27 protein-coding genes are annotated in these 25,342 nt (G+C 70.1%); 16 read left to right on the top strand and 11 right to left on the bottom strand.

What is annotated here, in order from left to right; all coding sequences use genetic code 11:
* Nucleotides 1-225 precede the first annotated feature (225 nt).
* The 3 genes from ACZ5WG_RS01190 to ACZ5WG_RS01180 all read right to left on the bottom strand — a co-directional run bounded on the left by ACZ5WG_RS01190 (nucleotide 226) and on the right by ACZ5WG_RS01180 (nucleotide 2,850).
* Nucleotides 226-933 (bottom strand): DUF2637 domain-containing protein, encoded by a 708-nt coding sequence (locus tag ACZ5WG_RS01190; protein WP_468719750.1) that lies wholly within the window; start codon nucleotides 931-933, stop codon nucleotides 226-228.
* Between the two features lie 325 nt (nucleotides 934-1,258).
* Nucleotides 1,259-2,548, bottom strand: coding sequence for a DUF3631 domain-containing protein (locus tag ACZ5WG_RS01185; RefSeq protein WP_468719748.1), 1,290 nt, complete (start codon nucleotides 2,546-2,548; stop codon nucleotides 1,259-1,261).
* 95 nt (nucleotides 2,549-2,643) lie between these two features.
* A complete protein-coding gene (locus tag ACZ5WG_RS01180; RefSeq protein WP_468719747.1) occupies nucleotides 2,644-2,850 on the bottom strand; it encodes a helix-turn-helix domain-containing protein in 207 nt (68 codons plus the stop codon).
* A gap of 127 nt (nucleotides 2,851-2,977) precedes the next feature.
* Here ACZ5WG_RS01180 and ACZ5WG_RS01175 point away from each other — a divergent pair, with 127 nt between their 5' ends.
* The 4 genes from ACZ5WG_RS01175 (at nucleotide 2,978) to ACZ5WG_RS01160 (ending at nucleotide 6,170) form a co-directional block, all read left to right on the top strand.
* Nucleotides 2,978-3,478, top strand: coding sequence for a helix-turn-helix domain-containing protein (locus ACZ5WG_RS01175; protein ID WP_190101491.1), 501 nt, complete (start codon nucleotides 2,978-2,980; stop codon nucleotides 3,476-3,478).
* A gap of 22 nt (nucleotides 3,479-3,500) precedes the next feature.
* On the top strand, nucleotides 3,501-4,592 hold the full coding sequence (locus tag ACZ5WG_RS01170; RefSeq protein WP_468719745.1) for a tyrosine-type recombinase/integrase: 1,092 nt from the start codon (nucleotides 3,501-3,503) through the stop codon (nucleotides 4,590-4,592).
* 279 nt (nucleotides 4,593-4,871) lie between these two features.
* A complete protein-coding gene (locus tag ACZ5WG_RS01165) occupies nucleotides 4,872-5,753 on the top strand; it encodes a GIY-YIG nuclease family protein (RefSeq protein ID WP_468719744.1) in 882 nt (293 codons plus the stop codon).
* Between the two features lie 252 nt (nucleotides 5,754-6,005).
* Nucleotides 6,006-6,170 carry a hypothetical protein gene (locus tag ACZ5WG_RS01160; protein ID WP_468719743.1) on the top strand — a complete coding sequence of 55 codons (165 nt, stop codon included), beginning with the start codon at nucleotides 6,006-6,008 and terminating at the stop codon, nucleotides 6,168-6,170.
* 108 nt (nucleotides 6,171-6,278) lie between these two features.
* On the opposite strand, the gene ychF is transcribed toward ACZ5WG_RS01160, so the two are convergent.
* A complete protein-coding gene (gene ychF, locus ACZ5WG_RS01155; protein WP_468719742.1) occupies nucleotides 6,279-7,367 on the bottom strand; it encodes a redox-regulated ATPase YchF in 1,089 nt (362 codons plus the stop codon).
* Nucleotides 7,368-7,502: 135 nt separating this feature from the next.
* Between ychF and ACZ5WG_RS01150 the strand changes: the two genes are divergently transcribed.
* A complete protein-coding gene (locus ACZ5WG_RS01150) occupies nucleotides 7,503-8,030 on the top strand; it encodes a DUF6542 domain-containing protein (protein WP_468719741.1) in 528 nt (175 codons plus the stop codon).
* Here ACZ5WG_RS01150 and ppgK read toward each other — a convergent pair.
* The gene (gene ppgK, locus ACZ5WG_RS01145) at nucleotides 8,027-8,782 is read right to left on the bottom strand and encodes a polyphosphate--glucose phosphotransferase (RefSeq protein WP_468719740.1); all 756 of its coding nucleotides are present in this window, start codon (nucleotides 8,780-8,782) and stop codon (nucleotides 8,027-8,029) included. The two genes, ACZ5WG_RS01150 and ppgK, sit on opposite strands and share 4 nt — an antisense overlap.
* A 21-nt stretch (nucleotides 8,783-8,803) precedes the next feature.
* The gene (locus tag ACZ5WG_RS01140) at nucleotides 8,804-9,808 is read right to left on the bottom strand and encodes a 4-hydroxy-3-methylbut-2-enyl diphosphate reductase (protein ID WP_468719738.1); all 1,005 of its coding nucleotides are present in this window, start codon (nucleotides 9,806-9,808) and stop codon (nucleotides 8,804-8,806) included.
* A gap of 86 nt (nucleotides 9,809-9,894) precedes the next feature.
* Between ACZ5WG_RS01140 and ACZ5WG_RS01135 the strand changes: the two genes are divergently transcribed.
* From ACZ5WG_RS01135 to ACZ5WG_RS01120, 4 genes are all read left to right on the top strand, one after another.
* Entirely contained in the window at nucleotides 9,895-11,271 is a 1,377-nt protein-coding gene (locus ACZ5WG_RS01135) for an APC family permease (RefSeq protein ID WP_468720476.1), read from the top strand.
* A gap of 33 nt (nucleotides 11,272-11,304) precedes the next feature.
* On the top strand, nucleotides 11,305-12,534 hold the full coding sequence (gene xseA / locus ACZ5WG_RS01130; protein WP_468719730.1) for an exodeoxyribonuclease VII large subunit: 1,230 nt from the start codon (nucleotides 11,305-11,307) through the stop codon (nucleotides 12,532-12,534).
* A gap of 55 nt (nucleotides 12,535-12,589) precedes the next feature.
* Complete coding sequence (locus tag ACZ5WG_RS01125; protein ID WP_030291008.1) at nucleotides 12,590-12,835, top strand: exodeoxyribonuclease VII small subunit; 246 nt, start codon at nucleotides 12,590-12,592, stop codon at nucleotides 12,833-12,835.
* 125 nt (nucleotides 12,836-12,960) lie between these two features.
* Nucleotides 12,961-13,551 (top strand): malonic semialdehyde reductase, encoded by a 591-nt coding sequence (locus tag ACZ5WG_RS01120; RefSeq protein WP_383505047.1) that lies wholly within the window; start codon nucleotides 12,961-12,963, stop codon nucleotides 13,549-13,551.
* 103 nt (nucleotides 13,552-13,654) lie between these two features.
* Here the strand turns inward: ACZ5WG_RS01120 and ACZ5WG_RS01115 are convergent, their stop codons facing one another.
* A complete protein-coding gene (locus tag ACZ5WG_RS01115) occupies nucleotides 13,655-14,179 on the bottom strand; it encodes a DUF4245 domain-containing protein (RefSeq protein ID WP_468720474.1) in 525 nt (174 codons plus the stop codon).
* A gap of 212 nt (nucleotides 14,180-14,391) precedes the next feature.
* On the opposite strand from ACZ5WG_RS01115, the gene glpX reads away from it, so the two are divergent.
* Complete coding sequence (gene glpX / locus ACZ5WG_RS01110; RefSeq protein ID WP_266625948.1) at nucleotides 14,392-15,423, top strand: class II fructose-bisphosphatase; 1,032 nt, start codon at nucleotides 14,392-14,394, stop codon at nucleotides 15,421-15,423.
* A gap of 103 nt (nucleotides 15,424-15,526) precedes the next feature.
* Here the strand turns inward: glpX and ACZ5WG_RS01105 are convergent, their stop codons facing one another.
* A complete protein-coding gene (locus ACZ5WG_RS01105) occupies nucleotides 15,527-15,925 on the bottom strand; it encodes a WhiB family transcriptional regulator (RefSeq protein WP_376192998.1) in 399 nt (132 codons plus the stop codon).
* 273 nt (nucleotides 15,926-16,198) lie between these two features.
* Between ACZ5WG_RS01105 and ACZ5WG_RS01100 the strand changes: the two genes are divergently transcribed.
* Nucleotides 16,199-16,636, top strand: a complete 438-nt coding sequence (locus ACZ5WG_RS01100; protein WP_468719728.1) for a hypothetical protein — start codon at nucleotides 16,199-16,201, stop codon at nucleotides 16,634-16,636.
* A 71-nt stretch (nucleotides 16,637-16,707) separates the two neighbouring features.
* Here the strand turns inward: ACZ5WG_RS01100 and ACZ5WG_RS01095 are convergent, their stop codons facing one another.
* Nucleotides 16,708-17,397, bottom strand: coding sequence for a DUF1707 SHOCT-like domain-containing protein (locus ACZ5WG_RS01095; RefSeq protein WP_468719726.1), 690 nt, complete (start codon nucleotides 17,395-17,397; stop codon nucleotides 16,708-16,710).
* A gap of 151 nt (nucleotides 17,398-17,548) precedes the next feature.
* Between ACZ5WG_RS01095 and ACZ5WG_RS01090 the strand changes: the two genes are divergently transcribed.
* Nucleotides 17,549-19,216 (top strand): fumarate hydratase, encoded by a 1,668-nt coding sequence (locus ACZ5WG_RS01090; RefSeq protein WP_468719724.1) that lies wholly within the window; start codon nucleotides 17,549-17,551, stop codon nucleotides 19,214-19,216.
* A 139-nt stretch (nucleotides 19,217-19,355) separates the two neighbouring features.
* The gene (locus ACZ5WG_RS01085) at nucleotides 19,356-19,961 is read left to right on the top strand and encodes a hypothetical protein (RefSeq protein ID WP_468719722.1); all 606 of its coding nucleotides are present in this window, start codon (nucleotides 19,356-19,358) and stop codon (nucleotides 19,959-19,961) included.
* A gap of 9 nt (nucleotides 19,962-19,970) precedes the next feature.
* Here ACZ5WG_RS01085 and ACZ5WG_RS01080 read toward each other — a convergent pair whose 3' ends face one another.
* Entirely contained in the window at nucleotides 19,971-20,351 is a 381-nt protein-coding gene (locus tag ACZ5WG_RS01080; RefSeq protein ID WP_468719721.1) for a hypothetical protein, read from the bottom strand.
* Between the two features lie 53 nt (nucleotides 20,352-20,404).
* On the opposite strand from ACZ5WG_RS01080, the gene ACZ5WG_RS01075 reads away from it, so the two are divergent.
* On the top strand, nucleotides 20,405-21,178 hold the full coding sequence (locus ACZ5WG_RS01075) for a glycerophosphodiester phosphodiesterase (protein WP_468719719.1): 774 nt from the start codon (nucleotides 20,405-20,407) through the stop codon (nucleotides 21,176-21,178).
* An 89-nt stretch (nucleotides 21,179-21,267) separates the two neighbouring features.
* Here the strand turns inward: ACZ5WG_RS01075 and ACZ5WG_RS01070 are convergent, their stop codons facing one another.
* Nucleotides 21,268-22,803, bottom strand: a complete 1,536-nt coding sequence (locus tag ACZ5WG_RS01070; protein ID WP_468719718.1) for a ricin-type beta-trefoil lectin domain protein — start codon at nucleotides 22,801-22,803, stop codon at nucleotides 21,268-21,270.
* A gap of 106 nt (nucleotides 22,804-22,909) precedes the next feature.
* Here ACZ5WG_RS01070 and ACZ5WG_RS01065 point away from each other — a divergent pair, with 106 nt between their 5' ends.
* A complete protein-coding gene (locus ACZ5WG_RS01065; protein ID WP_468719717.1) occupies nucleotides 22,910-24,325 on the top strand; it encodes a class II fumarate hydratase in 1,416 nt (471 codons plus the stop codon).
* A gap of 103 nt (nucleotides 24,326-24,428) precedes the next feature.
* On the top strand, nucleotides 24,429-25,127 hold the full coding sequence (gene fomD, locus ACZ5WG_RS01060; protein WP_468719716.1) for a cytidylyl-2-hydroxypropylphosphonate hydrolase: 699 nt from the start codon (nucleotides 24,429-24,431) through the stop codon (nucleotides 25,125-25,127).
* Nucleotides 25,128-25,342 lie beyond the last annotated feature (215 nt).

Here is a 25,342-nt window from a genome sequence, read left to right as displayed (position 1 = left end):
TCTCCGGAGGCAGCGTCGTTTGTGTTGTCGATCAAGGTGAGTCTCCTTCGCGATGCGTGGGACAGCGGGCGGCGGCTCGACCGCGCCAACGGGGCAGCGTGCGTCTGGGATCGAGGCCGTGGTGCTCTGCCCCCTGGTGAGGAGGGTCCGCACGGGGCGTACGGGGCGAGTGATCGGGTGGTCGGAAGGGTTCCGACCACCCGATCAGGAACGTCGTCTCGGCAATCAGCCGAGGTTGGCGTCAGTCTTGAACTCGGGTCGCAGGATGTTCATCGCGTCGGTCAGCCGTTCGCCGCCTAGCTTGAGGCCCTCGTCCGTTACTGCCTGCCGGACCACTGCCCGGGTGAGGCGTCCTTGCTGCGCTGCGGCGGCGCGTCCGATTTCCACGATCCGGTCGAGGGATGCGTCCGGCGGCCGGCCACCTGGCGCCTGGGGCTTCAGCTCCTCGTCCACTACCGCCGAGTCCCGCGCCGTGTCCGCTTCGGAACCTGTCTCGCGGGTGATGAGTATGCGGAGGTGAACGGCCCCCGCGAGTGCGAGCGGGGCAAGGGTGGAGAGGATGCCGACCGTGAGGTCGCTCAGCTGCAGAGTGCCTGAGGCCGTCTGTTGGTTGAGGCGTACCGCATGGAGGGCGTTGGCCCAGGTGCTGGCGGCGGTGGCGGTGCCGAAGAGGGTCCATACGTACAGGCGGGCGCGGAACGGGGCGCCCCTCAGGATGATCAGAGCACGCACGCCGTAGGCGATGAATCCGTCGATGAGCAGCGGGAAAAGGTACGTCAGAAATCCGCGGACGTGGATGGCCACGGCCATCTGCTGCAAGGCGTCGTACGAGAGCGCGCATCCGGCGGCACCAAGGGCGAGGATCGCTGCGTGGTCCCAGGCTGTGGCGCGGCCGGGCATGGCTATCTGGGCAGGTGGCGCGAGGGTGGCCATGTGGTGCGAGTACTCCAAGGGGTGGCGGGGTTGTTGCGGTGGCCCGTCTTTGCCGTCTTGGCCGTTGCAAGCGCAGGTCAGACGGGGTACGGCAGCGACGCGGCGCTCCGTCTTGGTTCCGTCCCGGCGGGCATCCTGTGACCTGCGGCGATACGGCAAGGACGCCTGGGACGCGGCAAGACGGATGCGGGCGGCGTATCAGTGGTGCGGCGCGGCCAGCGTTGATCGACTTCCGTCTTGGCCCCGGTTGCCGTCTTGGCTGCATGCGTCTGACCTGCGGTGCGACGGCAGGGACGGCACGGACGGCAACCGGGGTGGGCGGGTCTCAGCCCTCGATCGAGGCGGGGCCGGCGTCGACGGGGTGGACACCGGGGCAGTACCGGCGCCAGGCGTCAAGGAACTTGTTGCGGGTGTAGCCCTTGCGCTGGGTCTTGTCCGCGAGGCGGACGTTGCCCGGCCTGATGCCGTACTCGCGGAGCAGGGAACCGAGTTCGCGAGCGATCAGGCCGCTGCGTCCCCAGTCCGCCCACGGACCTTCGGCGTCTCCGCGCAGGGCGCTGAGTATCTCGTCGGTGGTCAGGCTCTCCGGCTCGCGCTGGGCGAAGAAGACGCGACGGATGTCGGCGAGGATGCGTGCGCCACCGGGGTTGTCCTCCTCGGCCTGGAGCTCGTCGGCGACCATCTGCGCGCAGGCGGCGCGCGCCAGGCGGGGCCACGGGCCGCCCGCAAGGTCGGCGGTGATGACCAGCGGTTCCCAGGTGTCGGCAGCACGGTCCTCGACTGGCATCGGCGGTTCAAGGTCTGCAGCCTCGTCAAGCAGCGGCCTTGCCCATGCGGCGATGCGGTCGCGGAGATTGTGGAGGGACGGGGTGTCGCGGCGGGAGCGGAAGGGATGCACGCTCTCGCCCTCGGCCCGGCGCCTCATGCGGATGACCACTGAGCGGTCCATGATCGTGTCGGGCAGGTCGCCGATCCCCGCCAGGGCCGCCATGGCGAAGGTGGCGAACCTGTGGGGCGTGTGGTCGTTGCCGACCACCCGGGTGACGTACCGATTGCGCTGGTGACCCGCGTTGAGCAGGCCGCGCATCTCCTCGTTCTTCTCGGCCATCTTCGGGGTGCCGAAGATGGTGTCCGCCTCGTCCACGAGGAGCGTGGGCGGCTCCTCGGTGATGGACCGGAAGATCGCCGCCGGAGTGGTGTTGATGGTGAGCATCGGCTCGTGGACCGTCTCGGTCAGCACATCCAGCAGCCGTGACTTGCCGCACCGCTTCGCGGGGCCGACCACGGCCAGGCGCGGGGCGTGCTGCCAGGCGGGCTGGAGGTGAGTCGCGGCGACCCACAGCGTGACCGCGTCCAGGGCTCGCTCGGAGGGCAGGATCACGAAGCGGGCGATCTGTTCCCGTAGTTCTGACAGCAGCTCGGCGCCCTCGGTAGCCGGCGCGTCCGGAATCTCTGCAGGCTCGGCAGGTGGTACCTCTTCAGCCTCTGCGGGGACCTGGTCCCGAAGGATGCCAGGCTGGCCGGGTACCGCCACCGGAGGCCATCCGGCCTGATGAGCGGCAGGGGTGTTCGGGGTCGCGGGGTGCAGCAATATGAACTCCTTCTGGTGGGGCATCGGGTTGTCGGAACCGGCTCCACCGGTTCGATTCGATTCACTCTCGGGCGCGGCGTTCACGCCGTGGGCTGTCGCCGTGTCAGGGTCGGCGGCCATCAAGCTCCGAGAGCCCAGTCACCGCGCAGCCCGTCCTGGCTGAGCAGTTCCTGGTCGAAGCGAGCGAGCTCGGATTCGCTGTAGAGGACTCGGCGGCCGACCTTCACGCCCCGAGGGCCGTAGCCCGTGTGACGCCAGTACCGGACTGTGCTCTCGGCGGTGCGGTAGCGCTCCGCCACTTCGGCGGTGGTGAGGTAGGGACCCAAGATTTTCCCATTCGGCTAGGCGGCTTTCCATTTCACCTAGACAGTGCCACGCGGAGCGGGATTAGTCAAACCGGAGAGGCCATGTTTCAATTGGGATAGCCACTGGACATGAGACGGAGGGTGACACATGAAGGACGGACCAGGCGACGGCAGCGCGCCGCTGCTCTACAGCGAGGGCAACGCGGCGGCACGCATCGGGCTGGAGCGCGAGGTCAGGGGGTGGAGCACGACCGAACTGGCCGCCCGCATGACCAAGGCCGGCGTGCCGATGAACCAGACCGCCGTCTGGCGCATCGAGAACGGCAACCCGCGCCGCAAGATCACCCTCGATGAGGCGCTCGGCTTCGCCCGCGTCTTCGAGCTGCCCCTCGAAGAGCTCATGTCACCGCCCCTGGACGGTCTCGACCTCGACGGTCGGCGCATCGTCCAGGAGGCAGTCGAGGCGTTCTACGAGTCCCGAGACGCGCAGGACCGACTCCACCACGCGGTCGTCGCCATCTCCGAGTACATCGAGGCGCACCCCGAGGGCTCGAAGGGCATCCACCTGCAGGTCCTCCGCCTCATGGGCGAAGAGCGCGAGGCCCGCGCCCTCGCCGAGTACATCGAAAGCGGCGGCTACTACCACTAACCACCGAGGAAAGAAGACCCACTTGGCGAACATCCAGAAGCGACCCAACGGCAAATGGCGCGCCCGCTACCGCGACCTCGACGGCAAGGAGCATGCGCGCCACTTCGACCGCAAGATCGACGCCCAGCGCTGGCTCGACGAGGTCACGACCAGCGTGGTCACCGGCCAGTACGTCGACCCGAGGTCGGCGAAGAAGCCCTTCAAGGAGTACGCGGAGGAGTGGCGGGCCAGCCAGCCGCACCGGCCTTCGACGGCCAAGGCCGTGGCCCAGCACCTGCGCTGCTACGCCTACCCCGTCTGGGAGAGGCGGGCACTCGGCGCCATCAAGCCCGGTGACGTACAGAGCTGGATCACCAGCCTGACGACCACCCACAAGCTCGCCGCGAGCACCTCCCGCACCGTCTTCAACACGGTCAACGCGGTCTTCCGAGCAGCGGTCCGCGACCGCATGATTCCGCACAACCCCTGCACCGACGCGAAGCTGCCCTCAGTGCCCCGGAAGAAGGTGGTTCCGCTCGCGGTCGAGCAGGTCCGGACGCTGGCCGAGGAGATACCCCGGCGCTACAAGGGCCTGGTCCTGCTGGGCGCTTCCACAGGGCTCCGCCCAGGCGAGCTCTTCGGCCTCCAGGTCCGCCACCTCGACCTGCTGCACGCAACCGTCTCGGTCGAGCAGCAGATCCAGCAGACGGCCAAGCACGGCGTGTACGTCGGACCGCCGAAGACCGCCCGCTCGCACCGAACGGTTCCACTCCCCCGCGTGGCGGTGGATGCGATGAAGGCCCACCTGCGGGACTTCCCCGCCGATGGGCCCGAGAGCTGGGTCTTCACGGCGCCGCAGGGCGGACCCGTGGTCTACACGCACTTCATGGATGGGTCCTGGCGGCCCGCCTGCGCGAAGGCCGGAATAGCGAAGGGCACCGGACCCCACTCCCTCCGGCACCACTACGCCAGCTTGCTGATCAAGCACGGCGAGTCGGTGAAGACCGTCTCCGAGCGCCTCGGCCACACCAACGCGGCCATGACGCTGAACATCTACACCCACCTGTGGCCCGACTCCGAGGAGCGGACGCGGGCCGCAGTGGACAAGGCGTACGGATCACCCTGGCGAGGGTAAGCCGAGGACCAAGATTCCGACGCACTTCCCCACGGGCCGACCCGGGACAGGTACCAGACACCTCTATCGAGGGTGACTGGGCCACAGACACTCGCAGCACCGCTGTCCTGATCGGCATGGCAGTGACGTGCTGCTACGGACGCAGCCGGCCAAATCCCCTACCACGCAGGCCTCATGACAGCCTCAGCCACGGGGCGTGTCAGAGGTCCGTGGGAGGATCCTTGCTGGCCCCATGTGACTGGTACATCGTCCGACCGCCACTCGTCCACAAGGAGTGAGATGACCGTCCCCCCGCCCAGCTCGCGCGAAGGGCACGACGTCGGCGAGAAGTTCGCAGGGGCGCTAGCCCTGTTACTCGTGCTCCTGATCGCTGGCATGGAAGGAGGAGTACTCCTCCCGGAAATAGCCAAGATGGGAACCGGCACACTCGACACCTGGTGCCTCGGCGGACAATTCTGCCTAGCAATCCTCTTATGGATCTCCCTCCTCTTAGCGGAACTCGCGTACCGCCACGAAAGGAGCTTCGCGCGCCCATTTCGGCGCTACGCCTGGGCATGCCAGGGAATTATCCTCACCGCTGGCACCGCGGCAAGCTGGCAGAAGTCGCCATGGACCGGAATTGTCATCGGCTTCATGGTGTCAATGGCCATGACGGTGTGGGGCGGCTTCCTGAAGGCGATAGCCCTCAGCCGCGAAGACCAAGAGGTAATGGACCGCATCATCGAGCAGCATCGACTTCGCCAACGTGAGCGGTTCGAGGAGGAACAGCGTCGTCGTCGCGCTGTCCGCCTTGCTGCGGCAGCAGCTCGATACGGAAGCACCTTGTCCGGGGAAGCCCTAGCCGAGGAAGCTTCTTCCCCGTCAATCCGCTGGGAAATCCCGTCACGCAAACACTCATCGATGGTCTATTTCATGCGAAACGGGAATCGCGTGAAAATTGGAATTACCACCGATTTGCGACGCCGGATCCGCACTCTCGCCCTGCGTGCAGAGCACGTTGTCCTACTAGAAGAGGGCGGGCGAGAGGAAGAGCGAGCCTACCATAAGAAGTTTGCGCAATACCGAGACGGCAATACGGAATGGTTTCGCTGCACCGGAGAACTGCAATCCTTCATCGCTGATCAGATTGAGAAGATTCGGCGCGAACACGGGCCATCGTGAAACCAGCAGCGAAGAACCGCCAGGCGGTCGGACAGACGAGCGGTCGACCATGCACCTGGGGTCCGCTGTAGTGTCCCAAGCTGCTCATCTCACCCGTCACCCATCGCGGCATGGCCGGTGCGAGGAGACAGGTATGCGGAGAACGGGGGCACGCTGACGGATCGATCCACGTGCACCGGCTGCCTTGTCGATGCTTGTCGACCTCGCACCCTTACTCGCGTAGGCCTGCCGACTAGGCGGGAACGAGTCCTAGTGAAGACCTACCCGAAGCACTTCGGGCACACCAACGCGGCCATGACGCTGAACATCTACACCCACCTGTGGCCCGACTCCGAGGAGCGGACCCGGGCCGCCGTCGACAAGGCGTACGCGGACCAGTCCGCCGATGCCCAGCCGCTGGTCAACGAAGCGGCGTAGCCGCTCCCCCGCGCGCTGACCGAAGTCAGCACGCTGCGGACTCTGTGCGGACCGCAAAGGCCGCCCAACCCGCTCCGCCGCAGGTCAGACGGCCTTTCACCGAACGTGTTAGACGTTGAAGCGGAACTCGACCACGTCGCCGTCCTGCATGACGTAGTCCTTGCCCTCCATGCGGGCCTTGCCCTTGGCGCGGGCTTCGGTGACCGAGCCACAGGCGACCAGGTCCGCGAAGGAGATGACCTCGGCCTTGATGAAGCCGCGCTGGAAGTCGGTGTGGATCACGCCGGCCGCCTCGGGGGCCGTGGCGCCCTGCTTGATGGTCCAGGCGCGGGTTTCCTTCGGGCCGGCCGTCAGGTACGTCTGGAGGCCCAGGGTGGCGAAGCCGACGCGGCCGAGGGTGGCCAGGCCGGGCTCGTCCTGGCCGACCGACTGGAGGAGCTCGAGGGCCTCCTCGTCGTCCAGCTCGGAGAGGTCCTGCTCCAGCTTGGCGTTCAGGAAGATCGCCTCCGCCGGGGCGACCAGTGCGCTCTGCTCCGCCTTGAAGGCGTCGTCCACCAGCTCGTCCTCGTCCACGTTGAAGACGTAGAGGAACGGCTTCGTGGTCAGCAGGTGCAGCTCGTGGAGGAGGTCGCCCTGCTCCGTGCCCTTGGTGATGCCCTTGGAGAAGAGGGTGTCGCCGGCCTCGAGGATCTTCTTGGCCTCGACGACGGCCGCGAGGACCGCGACCTTCTCCTTCTGGAGGCGGGACTCCTTCGTCAGGCGGGGCTCGGCCTTCTCGATGGACTGGAGGTCGGCGAGGATCAGCTCGGTGTTGATCGTCTCGATGTCGTCCTTCGGCGAGACCTTGCCGTCGACGTGCACGACGTTCTCGTCCTTGAAGGCACGGATGACCTGGCAGATCGCATCCGACTCGCGGATGTTCGCGAGGAACTTGTTGCCCAGGCCCTCGCCCTCCGAGGCGCCGCGGACGATGCCCGCGATGTCGACGAAGTCGACCGTCGCCGGGAGGATCTTCTGCGAGCCGAAGATGCCGGCCAGGACCGCCAGGCGCGGGTCCGGGACGCCGACGACGCCGACGTTCGGCTCGATGGTGGCGAACGGGTAGTTGGCCGCCAGCACGTCGTTCTTGGTCAGGGCGTTGAACAGGGTCGACTTGCCGACATTCGGCAGGCCGACGATTCCGATCGTGAGCGACACGTTGGCGACTTCCCGTAGCTGGAGGGGGCGGCGGCCCGGGAGTGGGCCACCGGACAGTTTACTTTCCGATGAGTGGCAGTCGTTGTACGCGTGTCCCCACCCCGATACCGCGCTCGGCCCGCCTAGCTTGGTGGGGTGGAGCAACACAGGACGCGTTCGGTGGATCACCCGCAGCGACAGCAGCCGGAGCGGCAGCAGCCGCGGCGCCCGGCCCCGCCCGTCGGCGGTGTGCCCGCCCAGGGCGGCCGCCCGCAGCCCGCGCCCGCCCGGCGGCTGCCGCGGGCCCGGCTGACCGGGCTCGGCGGCGGGCTGTTCGCGTGCGTCGCGATGACCCTGGTCGCCGGGATCGCCTGGCTGCTCTTCGGCGGCTCGCTGCTCGCGTACGGACTGCTCTTCCTGCCCGTCGCGGCCGCCACCGCCCTCTGGGTGCGCCCCGCCGACCTGATCACCGCGCCGATCTCCGCGCCGATCGCCTTCGCCGTCGGAGTCTGGCCCATCTCCGGCGGCTCGGGCGGCTTCGGCGCAGAGCTCATGGGCATCGTGTCCGCCCTGTCCCTGCACGCCGGCTGGCTGTACGGGGGGACCCTGGTCTCGGCGCTGATCGTCGTCGTACGGAAGGCCGTGCTGATCTCCCGGCGGAGGCTCCCCCGCCGGGCCGCCTAACTGCTCGGTCCCCTCGCCGCCCTCGCCGCCATCGCCGCCCCCACGATGCCCGCGTTGTTCTGGAGCTTGGCCGGGAGGATCTCGGCCCGGACGTCCTGGATCAGCGGGAGGAACTTCTCCGGTTTGCGGCTGACGCCGCCGCCGATGATGAAGAGGTCCGGGGAGAAGAGCATCTCCACGTGCTCCAGATACCTCTGCACCCGGTGCGCCCAGCGCTCCCAGGTCAGCTCCCCGTCCTCCTTGGCCTTGACCGACGCCCGCTTCTCCGCGTCGTGGCCCTTCAGTTCCAGGTGGCCGAGCTCCGAGTTCGGGACCAGCCGGCCGTCCGTGAACAGCGCGCTGCCGATGCCGGTGCCCAGCGTCAGCATGATCACCGTGCCTTCGCGGCCCCGGCCCGCGCCGTACGTCATCTCCGCGATCCCGGCCGCGTCAGCGTCGTTGAGGACCGTGACGGGCTGGCCGCCGAGCCGGTCCGACAGCAGGGTCGCCGTGTCGACGCCGATCCACGCGCTGTCCATGTTGGCCGCCGTACGGGTGACGCCCCCCGTGACGACGCCCGGGAACGTCACCCCCACCGGGCCGTCCCAGTCGAAGTGGCGCACCACCTCGACAACGCAGCCGGCCACCCCGTCGGGGGTGGCCGGCTGCGGTGTCAGTACCTTGTGGCGCTCCTGCGCCAGCTCGCCACGGTCCAGGTCCGCGGGAGCGCCCTTGATCCCGGAACCACCGATGTCCACGCCGAAGATCTGCATGGAATCACCGTACGAAACGGGCTACTTCCCGGCGACCAGTGCGGCCGCTTCCGCGCGCAGGTCGCGGCGCAGCTCCTTCGGCAGCGAGAAGACGATCGACTCCTCGGCGGTCTTGACGATCTCCACGTCCTCGAAGCCGCGCTCCGCGAGCCACTCGAGCACCTGCTCCACCAGCACCTCCGGCACCGAGGCGCCCGAGGTCAGGCCGACCGTGGTGACGCCCTCCAGCCAGGCCTCGTCGATCTCGCTCGCGAAGTCGACCAGGTGGGCGGCCTTGGCGCCCGCGTCCTTCGCGACCTCGACCAGCCGGATCGAGTTCGAGGAGTTCTTGGAGCCGACGACGATGACCAGGTCGGAGTCGGCGCCCATCACCTTGACCGCGGCCTGGCGGTTCGAGGTGGCGTAGCAGATGTCGTCGCTCGGCGGCGAGACCAGCAGCGGGAACTTGGTCTTCAGCGCGTCCACCGTCTCCATGGTCTCGTCGACCGAGAGGGTGGTCTGCGAGAGCCAGACGACCTTCGACTCGTCGCGCACGACGACCTTGTCCACGTCGTCCGGGCCGTCCACGATCGTGATGTGGTCCGGGGCCTCGCCGGAGGTGCCGATGACCTCCTCGTGGCCCTCGTGGCCGATGAGGAGGATGTCGAAGTCCTCGTTCGCGTACCGGATCGCTTCCTTGTGCACCTTGGTGACCAGCGGGCAGGTCGCGTCGATCGTCGCGAGCTTGCCGGCCGCCGCCTCCTCGTGCACCACCGGCGCCACGCCGTGCGCGGAGAACATCACGATGGAGCCCTCGGGCACCTCTTCCGTCCGCTCGACGAAGATGGCGCCCTTCTTCTCCAGCGTCTGGACGACGTACTTGTTGTGCACGATCTCGTGCCGGACGTAGACCGGCGCACCGTACTGCTCGAGGGCCTTCTCGACGGCGATCACGGCTCGGTCCACGCCCGCGCAGTAGCCGCGCGGGGCGGCGAGCAGGACGCGTCGGGAAGCGGGAGCAGGTGCGGCAGCAGTCATGCGGTCCATCGTACGGGGGTCTCCAGGAGGCCGGGCGTCGCCCATTCGGCACAGACTGGGTCGAACGTGCGAACCGACCGCCCCTCGGAGGAATGATGGCGTCCGTTACGGAGCCCAGTACGGCCCCGAAGCCGGCCCTCCGGCGGAGCCTCGGATTCCGGGACCTGGTCGTGTACGGGCTCCTCTTCATCGCCCCCATGGCCCCGGTCGGGGTCTTCGGCACCCTGGACGCGAAATCGCACGGCGCCGTCGCCCTCGTCTACGTCTTCGCGACGGTCGCGATGGCCTTCACGGCCTTCTCGTACGCGCAGATGGTCCAGGTGGCCCCGCAGGCCGGCTCGGTGTTCACGTACGCCCGCAAGGGGCTCGGCGAGGGGCCCGGGCTGATCGCCGGCTGGATGGCGATGCTCGACTACCTGCTGATCCCGGCGGTCGCGTACCTCTTCTCCGGGATCGCGATGAACGCGCTGGTCCCGGAGGTCTCGAGGTGGGTGTGGACGGCGCTGGCCGTGCTGGTCACCACCGCGCTGAACCTGTGGGGCGTACGGGCGGCCGCGCGCGTGGGATTCGCCGTGCTGGCCATGGAGATCGCGGTGCTGCTGGTGTTCGTGGTGGCCGCGGTGACGGTACTGGTCCAGGGCGGGGCGCAGCGCGGCTGGCTGTCGCCGCTGACCGGGGACGGTTCGCCGGGCTTCTCCCTGGCGGCCGTGCTCGGCGCGGTGTCGGTGGCGGTCCTCTCCTACCTCGGCTTCGACGCGATCGCCTCCTTCGCGGAGGAGGTGACGGGGGGCTCGGCGCAGGTGGCGCGGGCGGTGCTGTGCTGCCTGGCGCTGGCCGGGGTGCTGTTCATCGGGCAGAGCTACCTGGCGGCGCTGCTGATGCCGGTGTCCCCGGCGGAGCTGGCGGCCGAGCCGGCGCAGCAGGGGCCGGCCTTCTACAACGCGGTGGACGCCTCGGTCGGCCCCTGGCTGCACGACCTGGTCGCGGTCAGCAAGGCGATCGGGGCTGCCTTCGCGGCACTGGCCGGGCAGGCGGCGGCGGGCCGGCTGGTGTTCGCGATGGCCCGGGAGCGGCGGCTGCCGGGGGCGCTCGCGCGGACCTCGGACGGAACTCCGCGGCCGGCCCTGCTGGTGGCGGCGACGATCACGCTGATCGCGGCGGTGTGGGCGGCCCGCCGCGACGACGGGCTCGACCAGCTGGTCTCGGTGGTGGACGTCGGCGCGCTGGTGGCGTTCACGCTGCTGCATGCCTCGGTGGTCGGCTGGTTCGTGGTGCGGCGCGGGGCAGGGACCCCGAACTGGTGGAAGCACCTGGTGGTCCCGGTGCTCGGCGCGGCGGTGACCGTGGCGGTGATCGTCGAGGCGGCCTGGACGGCGCAGGTGGTGGGGGCGGTGTGGCTGGTGGTGGGCCTGGGGGTGCTCTTCGCCCAGCGCGGCCGGCGACCGGATGACGACACCATCACCGGTCCCTGAGACGCTGTCAGCCCGGGCGGCTAGCCTTCGTGCATGGGTCTGAATACGTCGGCTGACGCGCCGCTGCCGGTCGGCCAGGTGTCCCGGCTCATCGGGGGCTGGATCGACAGGCTCGGCCAGGTGTGGGTGGAAGGGCAGATCACGCAGCTCTCGCGGCGACCGGGGGCGGGGGTGGTCTTCCTGACGCTGCGCGACCCCTCGCACGACATCTCGCTCAGCGTGACCTGCTACCGCCAGGTCTTCGACGAGGTCGCGGACGCGGTGACGGAGGGCGCGCGGGTCGTCGTCCTGGCCAAGCCGGAGTGGTACGCCCCGCGCGGGCAGCTGTCGCTGCGGGCCACCGAGATACGGCCCGTCGGGATCGGCGAGCTCCTCGCCCGGCTGGAGAAGCTCAAGCGGTCGCTCGCCTCCGAGGGCCTGTTCGCGCTGGACCGCAAGAAGCCGCTGCCCTTCCTGCCGCAGCTGATCGGGCTGGTGGTCGGGCGGGCCTCGGCGGCCGAGCGCGACGTACTGGAGAACGCCCGGCGGCGCTGGCCGGCGGTCCGCTTCGAGGTGCGCAACGTCGCCGTCCAGGGGGTGAACGCGATGCCCCAGGTGATCCGGGCGGTCAAGGAGCTCGACGCCCTGGACGAGGTCGACGTGATCATCGTGGCCCGCGGCGGCGGCAGCGTGGAGGACCTGCTGCCGTTCTCCGACGAGGAGGTCGTGCGGACGGTCGCGGCGGCCCGTACGCCGGTGGTCTCGGCGATCGGGCACGAGCCGGACTCCCCGCTCCTGGACCTGGTCGCGGACCTGCGGGCCTCCACGCCCACGGACGCCGCGAAGAAGGTGGTCCCGGACGTCGGCGAGGAACTGGAGCGGGTAAGCCAGCTGCAGGGCCGGGGGCTCCGGGCGGTGCGCGGGCTGCTCGACCGGGAGGAGCGGGGGCTCGCCCACGCACTGGCCCGGCCGGTCTTCGTCCATCCGCAGCGGATGGTGGAGACCCGCGAGGCCGAGCTCGAGGCCCTGCTGGGCCGCACCCGGCGCACCCTCGGGCACCTGCTGGACCGGGCGGATTCGGAGCTCGCGCACACCCTGGCCCGGGTGGTGGCGCTGTCCCCGGCGGCGACGCTGGAGCGCGGGTACGCCGTACTGCAGCGGGCGGACGGGCACGTGGTGCGCTCGCCGGAGGACGTCTCGGCGGACGAGGTGCTGCGCGCGCGGGTGGCGGAGGGCGAGTTCTCCGTACGGGTCGCACCGGACGCCGGGCAGCGCGCCGAGTGAGCCGCGCGCCCCACACCGGATTTTCGATGCACTGCACACATAAGGCGGGACGGGAATGACTGAAACCGATACCTCGTTGGGGTACGAGCAGGCCCGGGACGAGCTCATCGAGGTCGTCCGCAAGCTGGAGGCCGGCGGCACCTCCCTGGAGGACTCCCTCGCACTCTGGGAGCGCGGCGAAGAGCTCGCGAAGGTCTGCCGGCACTGGCTGGAAGGGGCCCGCGCCCGGCTCGACTCGGCACTGGCAGCCCGTGAAGCGGGGGCCGACGGGGGTGGCGGGAGTGACGAGCGGGACGCCTGAGGCCGGGCCGAACATGGGGCCAAACGTGATCCGAGTCACCTCGACGCCGATTTAGTTGAAAGTTCTACAACTTTTGGCTTAAAGTCGGGACATCGCTTCACCTCCGTATGGAAGAAGGCTTTCCGATGTCTCTCGTTCTTGACTCCGCCGCTCAGGACCTGCTGTTCCGCGAGGCCCGCACCGCCAACTCGTTCTCCGACGAGCCGGTGACCGAGGAGCAGGTCCAGGCGATCTACGACCTGGTCAAGTACGGCCCCACCGCCTTCAACTCGACGCCGCTGCGCATCACGCTGGTCCGCTCCCCCGAGGCCCGCGAGCGCCTGGTGAACCTGATGATGGAGGGCAACCAGGCGAAGACCGCCGCCGCGCCGCTCGTCGCGATCCTCTCCGCGGACAACGAGTTCCACGAGGAGCTCCCGACCCTGCTGCCGCACTTCCCGCAGGCCAAGGACGCCTTCTTCAGCGAGCGCCCGGTCCGCGAGCAGGCCGCGGTGATGAACGCCGCCCTGCAGGCCGCGTACTTCATCGTCGGCATCCGCGCCGCCGGCCTCGCCGCGGGCCCGATGGGCGGCCTGGACTTCGCCGGTGTCCAGAAGGAGTTCCTGGACGGCGACCACACCCCCCTGATGGTCGTCAACATCGGCAAGCCGGGCGAGGACGCGTGGCACCCGCGCGGCCCGCGCCTGAGCTTCGACGAGGTCATCACCACCGTCTGAGTCCGGACACAGGTACGCGGAAAGGCCGCTCCCCCGGGATTCCGGGGGAGCGGCCTTTCCGCATGTCGGCGCCCGTACGGCGGGCTGCCGGGCGTGCGGCGGGTTACTGGGCTGCGCCCTGCTTGAACTCCAGCGCCGCCGCCATCGCGGCGAGGTCCTCGAAGGAGGCCGTGCCGGCCACCACCGTCACGTAGCCCTGTTCCTGCCGGACCAGGGCGTCGTACTTCTCGCCCTCCCAGCGCTCCCAGGCCAGGTCGCCGATCTGCTGCGTCTGCCCGGTGGCCTTCGCCTGCTGCGTGAGGGCGGCCAGGCGCTTGGCCGAGGCGTCGCTGGACTGCTCGATCGCGACGTACTGCCCCTTCGGATCCAGGAAACCCAGATGCCAGGCGTTCGCGGCCTTGCGGTCGAACGTCACCGAGGTCGCCCGCCACTGCGACGGCAGCCCCATGGGCGCCGCCACCGGGTACGGCGCCGCGCGCCGGGCGGTGATCGTCTCAACCCGGTAGTCGACCACGTGTGTCGGATCGGCCTTCTCGTCATGTGGGACGAAGATGTAGATCACCGCGACGACGACACCGATCACCGCCAGCGACCGGACCATGTCCCAGACCGTCTGCTTGCCCTTCATACCTGCCACGCCACCATCGTCCCCCATGGCCGGGAGCGATCTCCGCCGGGGTGGCCGCGACGCCCGCCCCTGTTCGCAACATGTCCGGTCAGGCCAATCGCCTGACCGGTATTCCGCTCATACGTGACCCGGTCTGCTCAATTTGTCGACGTACCGATAGAGTTCCAGCACCCTCACTTCCCGGCCGTCGCCGTACAGAAAGGTGCGCTCCGATGACCGAGCACAACCTGCCGCCCCAGCTCGAAGTCTCTCCGGAGGCCCCCGACCGCAACCTCGCCCTGGAACTGGTCCGGGTGACCGAGGCCGCCGCGATGGCCGCCGGCCGGTGGGTCGGGCGCGGCGACAAGCTCGGCGCCGACGGCGCCGCGGTCAACGCGATGCGGACCCTGATCTCCACCGTCTCGATGAACGGCGTCGTCGTCATCGGCGAGGGCGAGAAGGACGAAGCCCCGATGCTGTTCAACGGCGAGCGGGTCGGCGACGGCACCGGTGCCGAGGTCGACATCGCCGTCGACCCGATCGACGGCACCACCCTGAACGCCAAGGGCATGCCGAACGCCATCGCCGTGCTCGCCGCCGCCGACCGCGGCACCATGTTCGACCCGTCCGCGGTCTTCTACATGGAAAAGCTGGTCACCGGCCCCGAGGCCGCCGACTTCGTCGACATCAACGCACCCGTCTCGGTGAACATCCGCCGCGTCGCCAAGGCCAAGAACATGGCCGTCGAGGACGTCACGGTGATCATCCTGGACCGCCCCCGCCACGAGGGCATCGTCAAGGAGATCCGCGAGACCGGCGCCCGGATCAAGTTCATCTCGGACGGCGACGTCGCGGGCTCGGTCATGGCCGTGCGCGAGGGCACCGGCGTGGACCTGCTCCTGGGCATCGGCGGCACCCCCGAGGGCATCATCTCGGCCTGCGCCATCAAGTGCCTCGGCGGCACCATCCAGGGCAAGCTGTGGCCGAAGGACGAGGCCGAGCGCCAGAAGGCCATCGACGCGGGCCACGACCTGGACCGGGTCCTGCACACCGACGACCTGGTGTCCGGCGAGAACGTCTTCTTCGTCGCCACCGGCATCACGGACGGCGAGCTGCTGCGCGGCGTCCACTACCGCTCGGAGACCGCGACCACGTCCTCGCTGGTCATGCGCTCGAAGTCGGGCACGATCCGGCAGATCGACTCGACCCACCGCCTGTCGAAGCTGCGCGCCTACAGCGCGGTCGACTTCGACCGCGCGAAGTAGCGCGCGAAGGACAACCGGACGGGCCGGCCGGCGGCCGGCACAGCGAGAGGGGCGCTACCGCGTGCGGCGGTAGCGCCCCTCTCGCTCGTGTGCGTACGGGCCCTCAGCCCGCGGCGGCTATCGGCCCGGCCCCCGGGGCCTGGCGCAGTTCCGCCGCCCGGCGCCGGCGCCGGGCCAGCACCACCCGCCGCTCGGCGGCGGTGAGCCCGCCCCAGACCCCGTACGGCTCGGGCTGGAGCAGCGCGTGCTCGCGGCAGGCGACCATCACCGGGCAGCGCGCGCAGACGCGTTTGGCGGCCTCCTCGCGGGAGAGCCGGGCTGCGGTCGGCTCCTTGGAGGGCGCGAAGAACAGCCCCGCCTCGTCCCGGCGGCACACCGCCTCCGCGTGCCATGGGCCGTCCTCTTCCCTCGCCGGCACCCGCGGCTTCGGTACGGCGGCCGGACGCGCCTGGAGGCTCTGTACGGCGGCTACCTGCAGGGACTGATGCGGCGGATGCTGCACGGTCTACTCCTGACGACGTATACGCAAGCGAGAGACGATGCACCTGTCCCTACCCGCTGTACGCGCCCCTATGCACTGCGTGGAGCAAGCGCGCCGCGGTGAGGAACTTCGACCGAAACCCGATGCACCGCCCGGCTCCCTACCCCTCTGGTTGCACGCCGGCTACCCCCGGGGCGGGCCCCCGGGATCACCCCGTGGTGGGCCGCGAACGAAGGGCTCCTGCGGCTACGGTTCCCCCGTCCCGAACGACGTGCACGACACGACGGAGGAACGATGAAGCTGAAGACGAAGGCGGTCCTGGCGTTGGCCGCCATCCCGGCGGCCCTGCTGCTGACGGCCGGTCCAGCCGCCGCCGGCGGCGGCTGGGACGTCACCCACACCGGCGGCGACATCGCCGGGGCCTGGGCCCGCGGCAACATCTGGCAGACGTCCGACGGCCGGCTGCACCTGGACGGCAAGCTGAAGGACACGTCCTCGGCGGACAAGAAGGGCGCGGCGCTGCGGATCCACGCCGTGTACGCGGACGGCGGCACCCGCGACGAGGAGGTCTGGAACACCAGCGGCGCCGGGACCGAGGTCAACATCGGCGAGTACAGCTTCGCGTCGAGCGTGCGCCGCATCCAGCTCAAGGAGTGCCAGCTGTTCCGCGCGGGCAACGGCGGCATCTACGTCGGCGCCTGCGCCGGCGGAACGGACGTCTGGTCCTTCTGACCCGCACCGCCGGCCGGCCGTACGCCCCGGCCCCCGCGGCCCGGGGCGTACGGGGGGCGGCGGGGCCGGCGCTACCCCTCCAGGCGCTTGCGGAGCTTGAGGGCCAGGTCGACCAGGCGGGCACCCAGCTTGGGCCGGGCCTCGATGTTGCCCAGCAGCGCGAAGCCCCGGACGATCACCACCGGCGCGTTCGGATCGGTGGTCCCGGCGCGGCCCTCGCCGTGCACCTCGAAGTTGCCGAGGACCCCGCTGCCGTAGCCGCGGAGCGTCACGTTCTCCGGAACCAGGATCTCGACGTTCCCCAGCACGCTCGTCACGTTGATCTCGGTGACCTGCTGCTCGAAGACGGCCTCGGTGAGGTCGACGGTGACGTCGCCCAGGACGGAGACCACGCGGGTGTGCGCGCCCGGCCGCCAGCTGCCCTTGCGGGTGACGCTGCTGCACACGGCGACCACGGTCTCCGAGACCTCGGCCTGGCCGGCCGGCGCCGGACCCACCGGGGCCTGTGCGTACGAGGGCGCCGCGGGCGCGGCGCCGGGCGTGGGCAGGTCCCGTACGAGCACCTCGAGCTCCCCGACCGTCTTCACGGCGTACAGCGAGTCCAGACGCTCGGAGTGCTCGTCGGCGGTCAGCCGGCCCTCGGCGAGGGCGTCGGCCAGGATGTGCGCGATCCGGTCGCGGTCGGCATCGGAGGCCCGCAGCTCGGCGGGGGCGGCTCCGGGGGCGGCGGCAGGCGCGGCGGGCTTCTTTTCCAGGTCCACGCCGGCCAGCATAGCGATACGCGATAGATCGCGATAGTCGCCAGTGAGCCTTACCTCACAGACACAGCCCGGGACGGAGGTCCTACGCTGGATAGCCGCGCTGCCAAACCGGTCGCCAGCGCCGTCTGCCGAGTGAGGAATGACTGCCGTCATGCCAGAGTTTGCGTACACCGACCTGCTGCCCCTGGGCGAGGACACCACCCCCTACCGGCTGGTGACCTCGGAGGGCGTCTCGACCTTCGAGGCCGACGGCCGTACGTTCCTCAAGGTCGAGCCCGAGGCGCTGCGCAAGCTCGCCGAAGAGGCCATCCACGACATCCAGCACTTCCTGCGCCCCGCGCACCTCGCGCAGCTGCGCCGGATCATCGACGACCCCGAGGCCTCGTCGAACGACAAGTTCGTCGCGCTCGACCTCCTCAAGAACGCGAACATCGCGGCGGCCGGCGTCCTGCCGATGTGCCAGGACACGGGCACGGCGATCGTGATGGGCAAGCGCGGCCAGAACGTCCTCACCGAAGGCGGGGACGAGGCGGCCCTCTCGCGCGGCATCTACGACGCGTACACGCGCCTGAACCTGCGCTACTCGCAGATGGCCCCCCTCACCATGTGGGAGGAGAAGAACACCGGCTCGAACCTGCCCGCGCAGATCGAGCTGTACGCGACCGACGGCGGCGCGTACAAGTTCCTCTTCATGGCCAAGGGCGGCGGCTCGGCCAACAAGTCCTTCCTCTACCAGGAGACCAAGGCGGTCCTCAACGAGGCCTCCATGATGAAGTTCCTGGAGGAGAAGATCCGCTCGCTGGGCACCGCGGCCTGCCCGCCGTACCACCTGGCGATCGTGGTCGGCGGCACCTCCGCCGAGCACGCGCTGAAGACCGCGAAGTACGCCTCGGCCCACTACCTCGACGAGCTCCCCACGGAGGGCTCCCCGCTCGGCCACGGCTTCCGGGACCTCGACCTGGAACAGCAGGTCTTCGAGCTGACCCAGAAGATCGGCATCGGCGCGCAGTTCGGCGGCAAGTACTTCTGCCACGACGTCCGCGTCGTCCGCCTCCCCCGCCACGGCGCGTCCCTCCCGGTCGCGATCGCCGTGTCCTGCTCGGCGGACCGCCAGGCCACCGCGAAGATCACCGCCGAGGGCGTCTTCCTGGAGCAGCTGGAGCGCGACCCGGCCCGCTTCCTCCCGGACACCACGGACGAGCACCTCAGCGACTCCTCGGACGTCGTCTCCATCGACCTGAACCAGCCGATGGACGAGATCCTCGCGACGCTGACCAAGCACCCGGTGAAGACCCGCCTGTCCCTGACCGGCCCGCTGGTCGTGGCGCGCGACATCGCGCACGCCAAGATCAAGGAGCTGCTGGACTCGGGGGCGGGGATGCCGCAGTACCTGAAGGACCACCCGGTCTACTACGCCGGCCCGGCGAAGACCCCCGAGGGCTACGCCTCGGGCTCCTTCGGCCCGACGACGGCCGGCCGCATGGACTCGTACGTCGAGCAGTTCCAGGCGGCGGGCGGCTCGAAGGTCATGCTGGCCAAGGGCAACCGCTCGCAGCAGGTGACGGACGCGTGCGGCACGCACGGCGGCTTCTACCTCGGCTCGATCGGCGGCCCGGCGGCGCGCCTGGCCCAGGACTGCATCAAGAAGGTCGAGGTCCTGGAGTACGAGGAGCTCGGCATGGAGGCGGTCTGGAAGATCGAGGTCGAAGACTTCCCGGCGTTCATCGTCGTGGACGACAAGGGCAACGACTTCTTCACTTCGCGTGAACCCGAGCAGCCCACGTTCACCAGCATCCCGGTCCGCGGTCCGGGCCTGTAGTACGACGGCCTGAGGGGCCCTCCCCCGTGCGGGGGAGGGCCCCTCACACATGTCGTCCGGCGGGCAGATGGATCGCCGGGGGTCCCGCGGGAGGCTGTTGCCGTACCCGAACGGCACACCGTCTCAACGGGAGTTCACGATGAAGAACCGCAAGCGCGCCCTCGTCCTGGCCGGATGCGCCGCCGCCCTGGTGGCGACGCTGATCGGCGCGGCTCCGGCCCCCGCGGCGCCGGCCGCGCCGAGGCTCGCCTCGGTGCACGGGGGCGGAACGGTGTCCTACCCGTACGTCCCGAAGGAGCACGACATCCGCTTCACGGTCGACGCCGACGCCGTCCCGTGGAGCCGGCCCTTCCCGGCGCCGGGCGGGGAGCAGGGCATGCCGGTCGACGCGCGCGGCCGGGTGACCGTCTACCACGCCATGCCCGATGCGGGTTTCACCGGCGTCGCCGAGGCGGAGGTGGACTGCATGGTCACCGGCGGCCGGACGGCCACGATCACCGCGGTGGTCACGTCCTCGAACGTCGGCTGGGAGGGCAAGCGGATCGGGATCAGCGTCCAGGACGGCGAACGCGGCGGGCCCGACCGGGTGGGCTTCTCGTGGGGCATCGCCAACGTCGACGTGAAGCCCGACGGCTCGGTGTCCGAGCCCCGCGTGGGCACGTGCATGGCCCCGGCCCCCTTCACGGAGGTCACGAAGGGCGGCTTCAAGGTCACTCCGGCCCCCTTGGCCCCGCGCCCCCACTGAGCGGTCCCGTCAGGACCTGCCCCGGTCTTCGCCCGCTGCGCGGAGCACGTTCCCGCGCAGCAGCCCGGCCTCGACCGGCGTGGCCTCGAAGCCGTGGGTCCGCGCTTGGCTCAGCTGCGTCAGCGTGAGGCCCATGACCTTGCGGACGGCTTTGAGCGGCACGCCGTCCGGGCCGCCGACTTCCAGGCGTTCCGTGCCTTCGCGGGCGATGATCTCCTCGCGGATGAGGTCCGGGGCCGGGCCCCAGCCGCCGTCGCATGCCTGTGTTCCGGACACCGGGCAGTGGTGCTGCCACTCCCAGCGCAGGCGGCCGTCGACGACGCGCTGCCACGACTCGTCCTGGCAGGACGCGCAAGGATCGCAGTGCCATGTCACGAAGTGTTCGGCCATCGGTGCAGCATGCTGCACCGGGGCGGTCACCGCATGCGGATAACGTCTGATCCATGAATCGGCAGTACGCGCAGTCCGTCACCGCCCGCGACGTGCGGGTCATCGCCCATCGAGGGGCCTCCCACGAGCACCCCGAGCACACCCTAGCCGCCTACCGGCAGGCCATCGCCGACGGCGCCGACGCGCTGGAGTGCGACGTACGGCTGAGCGCCGACGGGCGGCTCGTGTGCGTGCACGACCGGCGGGTGGAGCGGACCTCCGACGGGCGCGGGGTCGTCTCCGCCATGACGTACGAGGAGCTGGCCGCGCTCGACTTCGGCGGCTGGAAGGGCGAGGAGCACCGCGGGGCGCAGGTGCTGCTCTTCGAAGACCTGCTCAAGGAGGCGCTGGCCGCCGACCGGCCCGTCGGGCTGGCCGTCGAGACCAAGCACCCCACCCGCGCCGGCGGCCGCCTGGAGGCCGAGCTCGTACGGGTCCTGAAGGACCACGGGCTGGCCGACGGCTCCGACGGCCGCATCGAGGTGATGAGCTTCTCCCGCAACGCCCTGACCCGGCTGAACCGGCTGGCTCCCGGCCTGCCCGCCGTCTACCTGATCGAGCGGCGGCTGCGGCCGGCCCGGCCGCCGTTCGCGGGGCACGCAGGGCCCGGTATCGACCTGCTGCGCAAGGATCCGGGGCTGGTGGCGCGGCTGAAGGCCAAGGGGCTGCGGGTGCGGGTCTGGACGGTCGACGAGCCCGAGGACGTGGAGCTGTGCCTGCGCCTCGGCGTGGACACGCTGATCACCAACCGGCCCCGCGAGGTACGGGAGTACCTGAACGGCCTGTGACCGACCGCGTACAGCCACCCGGCCGGGGTGCGCCGGCCGGGTGTGGGGGGTTCGGGTCGTGTGCAGGGGCGGGTTTGCGCGCTGTGCCTCTACACGAAGCGCTGGTTCGCCGAGCCGTTGCAGGTCTGCAGGCGCAGCTGGTCGTGGGCGGCGGCCACGGTCAGGCACGTTCCCGGGGCGGCCGCGGGGCGCAGGGTGGCGCCGTCGCGGACCCACTGCTGGTTCGCCCCGCCGTGGCAGTTCCAGATGATCAGGCCGGTGCCGGCACCGTAGTTGGCGCCCGGGGCGTCCAGGCAGCGGTCGTGGGTGAGCTCGATGTGGACGGACTTCTTCGCGGAGTCGTACCACCAGCCCTGGTTGCGGCCGCCGTGGCAGTCCCAGCCGATGACCTTGGTGTCATTGGCGCTGGCGCCGCCGTTGGAGTCGAGGCAGTTGCCGGTCGCCTCGTTCTTCAGCGGCTTGTACAGGTCGTCCCAGGCACCGGTCTGCAGGACCGGGGTGCCGGTGCTCGCCGGGTCGGCGCAGGAGGCCTCGCGCAGGCCGGAGTTGTAGAGCTGGGTCAGGCAGGCCGCGAAGGCGCCGTGGCCGCGGTAGTTGGGGTGGAACGACTGGCGGGCGGTGTTCTCGTCCCACGGGAAGTGGTCCCCGAGGTCCAAGTAGAGGCCGCGGGCCCAGGTGTCCTCCATGCACACCTCGTGGCCCTGGAAGAGCCGCGAGTTGTCCAGGTACGTGGCGCCCGAGGCCAGGGCGGCCGCGCGCATGCCCTTCTCGAAGGTGGGCACCGCGTAGTTGCGGCCCCAGGCGGCGTCGGAGTCGTAGCCGGCGCAGCCTCCGGGGAGCTTGCCGGGGAAGTTCGGGTTGTCGTAGAAGTCGGGGCCGATGGGGCTGGGGTAGCCCATCACGACGAGCTTGTAGTCGGAGTCGGCGTAGCCCGCGTCGCGCATGACCGTCTTGAGGTCGGCGACGGTGGACTCGACCTTGGGCTTCAGGCCGTCGACGCGCGCCTGCCAGCCGGGGCCGTACTTGGGCTCGCAGGTGCCCTGGCTGAGCACCCAGCGGGTCACGCAGTCGGTCATCACCGGGCCGAACTGCAGGTCGTCGTTGGCTCCGGCGACGAGCAGCACCATCTTGATCTTCGTGTTGCGCGCCTTGACGGCCAGGCTGTCGCTCTGCACCAGTTCGTCGGCGTACTGCTTGCTGCCGCCTATCCGGATGTTGCCGGTGTACGCGCCGGAACAGGCCACGTTGAAGGTGAGGTCGGCCGGGATGCCGGTGCGGTGGATCGCGGTGTCGGGCGAGCGGTGGCACTGGTTGGCCGAGGTGTTCGTCGCGGGGTCGTAGTTGCCGACGCCCTCGCCCGAGATCTCGCTGTCGCCGAGCGAGATGAGCCCGGTCTTGCGCTCGTTCAGGGGCCGGACGGCCGGGTCGCCGTAGATCTTGACGGCCTCCGCTGCGCGGATGGCCTCGAGCTCGGGCGACAGGGGGGTGACGGCTCCGGCGGCCGCGGTGGGCGCGGCCGCGTGGGCCATGGGGGTGATGGCGGTGACGCCCCCGAGGGCGGCCGCGATGGCCGCCGCTGCCGCGAAGGTAGATCTGAGCCTGGGTTTGGTACGTACACGTGTCATGACGCCTCCCCGACGTTGGTGTTACCCCCGGTATTTACTGGCCGGTAGGGGAGTTGGGAACACTTCGAACAAGACAATTGCTCAACTTTTTGAGGAGGCCACGAAAATGACGAACGATCAGCAGGCCCATGGATCAGCAGGCGAGTACCGGATCGAGCACGACTCGATGGGCGAGGTGCGGGTGCCCGCGCATGCCAAATGGCGGGCTCAGACCCAGCGCGCGGTGGAGAACTTCCCCATCTCCGGGCAGCGCCTGGAGCGCGCCCACATCGAGGCGCTCGCCCTGATCAAGGCCGCGGCCGCCGCGGTGAACGCGAAGCTGGGGGTGGTGGACGAGGGCATCGCCGACGCGATCCGGTCCGCCGCCGCCGAGGTGGCGCAGGGGCGCTGGGACGAGCACTTCCCGGTCGACGTGTTCCAGACCGGGTCCGGGACCTCGTCCAACATGAACACCAACGAGGTGATCGCCACCCTGGCCGGCGAGCGGCTCGGCCGCGAGGTCCACCCCAACGACCACGTCAATGCCTCGCAGAGCTCCAACGACGTGTTCCCGTCGTCCATCCACATCGCCGCGACCGCCGCCGTCACCCGCGAGCTGATCCCCGCCCTGGAGCACCTCGCCGCCGCCCTGGAGCGCAAGGCCGGCGAGTTCGCCGAGGTGGTCAAGGCGGGCCGCACGCACCTGATGGACGCAACCCCGGTGACGCTGGGCCAGGAGTTCGGCGGGTACGCCGCCCAGGTGCGCTACGGCGTCGAGCGGCTGCGGGCGGCGCTGCCCCGGCTGGCCGAGCTGCCGCTGGGCGGGACCGCGGTGGGCACCGGGATCAACACCCCGCCCGGGTTCTCCGCGGCCGTGATCGCCGAGGTGGCCGCCGCGACCGGGCTGCCGCTGACCGAGGCCCGCAACCACTTCGAGGCCCAGGGGGCGCGGGACGCGCTGGTGGAGACCTCGGGGATGCTCCGTACGATCGCCGTCTCGCTCACCAAGATCTCCAACGATCTGCGCTGGATGGCCTCGGGACCGCGGACAGGATTGGCCGAAATCAATCTGCCCGATCTCCAGCCGGGCTCGTCGATCATGCCCGGGAAGGTCAATCCGGTGGTCCCGGAGGCCGTGCTCATGGTGGCCGCGCAGGTGACGGGGAACGACACGACCGTCGCGGTGGCGGGCGCGGCGGGCAACTTCGAGCTCAATGTGATGCTCCCGGTGATGGCGAAGAACCTCCTGGAATCGATCCGGCTGCTGGGCAGTGCGAGCCGCCTGCTGGCCGACCGCACGGTCGACGGGATCACCGCCAACGAGGCGCGGGCCAGGGAGTTCGCCGAGTCCTCGCCCTCCGTGGTGACCCCGTTGAACCGGTACATCGGCTACGAGGAGGCGGCCAAGGTCGCCAAGAGGGCGCTCGCCGAACGGAAGACGATCAGGGAGGTCGTGCTGGAGTCCGGGTACGTCGACCGCGGCGACCTGACGCTGGAACAGCTGGACGAGGCCCTCGACGTCCTGCGCATGACCCGGCCCTGAAAACGTTTCCGGCCTGGGTCCGGATTCGGTCGTTTCCCGTCCCCGCGCACCTCCGTGACCTGCACCGCAGCGGGCGCAGGGGCCCCAGCCCTAAGATCTGCGCATGACAGGTACCGGAGGCCGCGGGGGCGGCGACGACGCGCAGGGCACTCGCTGGCGGCCCGGGGAGCAGATCCTCTGGCGCTACCGCGACCACGCCCCGGGCCTGAAGGGCGCGGTCCACATCTGCCGCCCGGTGACCGTGGTCCAGGACACCGACGAGCTGCTGGCGGTGTGGATGGCCCCCGGCACCGAGTGCGTCAAGCCGGTGCTGGCCGACGGCACCCCCGTCCACGAGGAGCCGCTCGCCACCCGGTACACCGCGCCGCGCACCACCGTGCGGTCGCGCTGGTTCGGCGCCGGCGTGCTGAAGCTGGCCCGGCCCGGGGACCCGTGGTCGGTGTGGCTGTTCTGGGAGCACGGCTGGCGGTTCAAGAGCTGGTACGTGAACCTCGAGGAGCCGCGGACGCGGTGGTCCGGCGGGATCGACTCCGTGGACCACTTCCTGGACATCTCCGTCTACCCGGACCGCACGTGGAAGTGGCGGGACGAGGACGAGTTCGCGCAGGCCCAGCGGTCCGGTCTGATGGACGCCGAACAGGCCCGCCGGGTGCAGGTCGCGGGGCGGTCCGCGGTGGACGTGATCAAGGCGTGGGGGACTCCGTTCTCCGACGGCTGGCAGGACTGGCGGCCGGATCCCGCCTGGGGAGTTCCGGCCCTTCCCGAGGACTGGGACCGCACTCCGGCGCATATGACCTCATGAGACCCTTGATGCGCCCCCGGGGTTCAAACGTAAGATCTCCCTCCGCGGGTCGCGCGCGGGAGGCGCACTCGTCCGCACATCCGTAAATGTCGTGCTGTACGCGGGACTTGACCGGAGGTCAAAGCAGAGCGAGAGGTAACGAGCGGGACGCGGTACCGCGGGGTGATGGTGTCCCCGCCGCTGAGCGGGTATACCGCGACTGACCGAGTTGAGTG

Source organism: Streptomyces sp. NPDC032745 (assembly GCF_055579465.1).
Note: the sequence above shows the minus strand (reverse complement) of the source record. Positions and strands in the feature narration are given on the sequence as shown.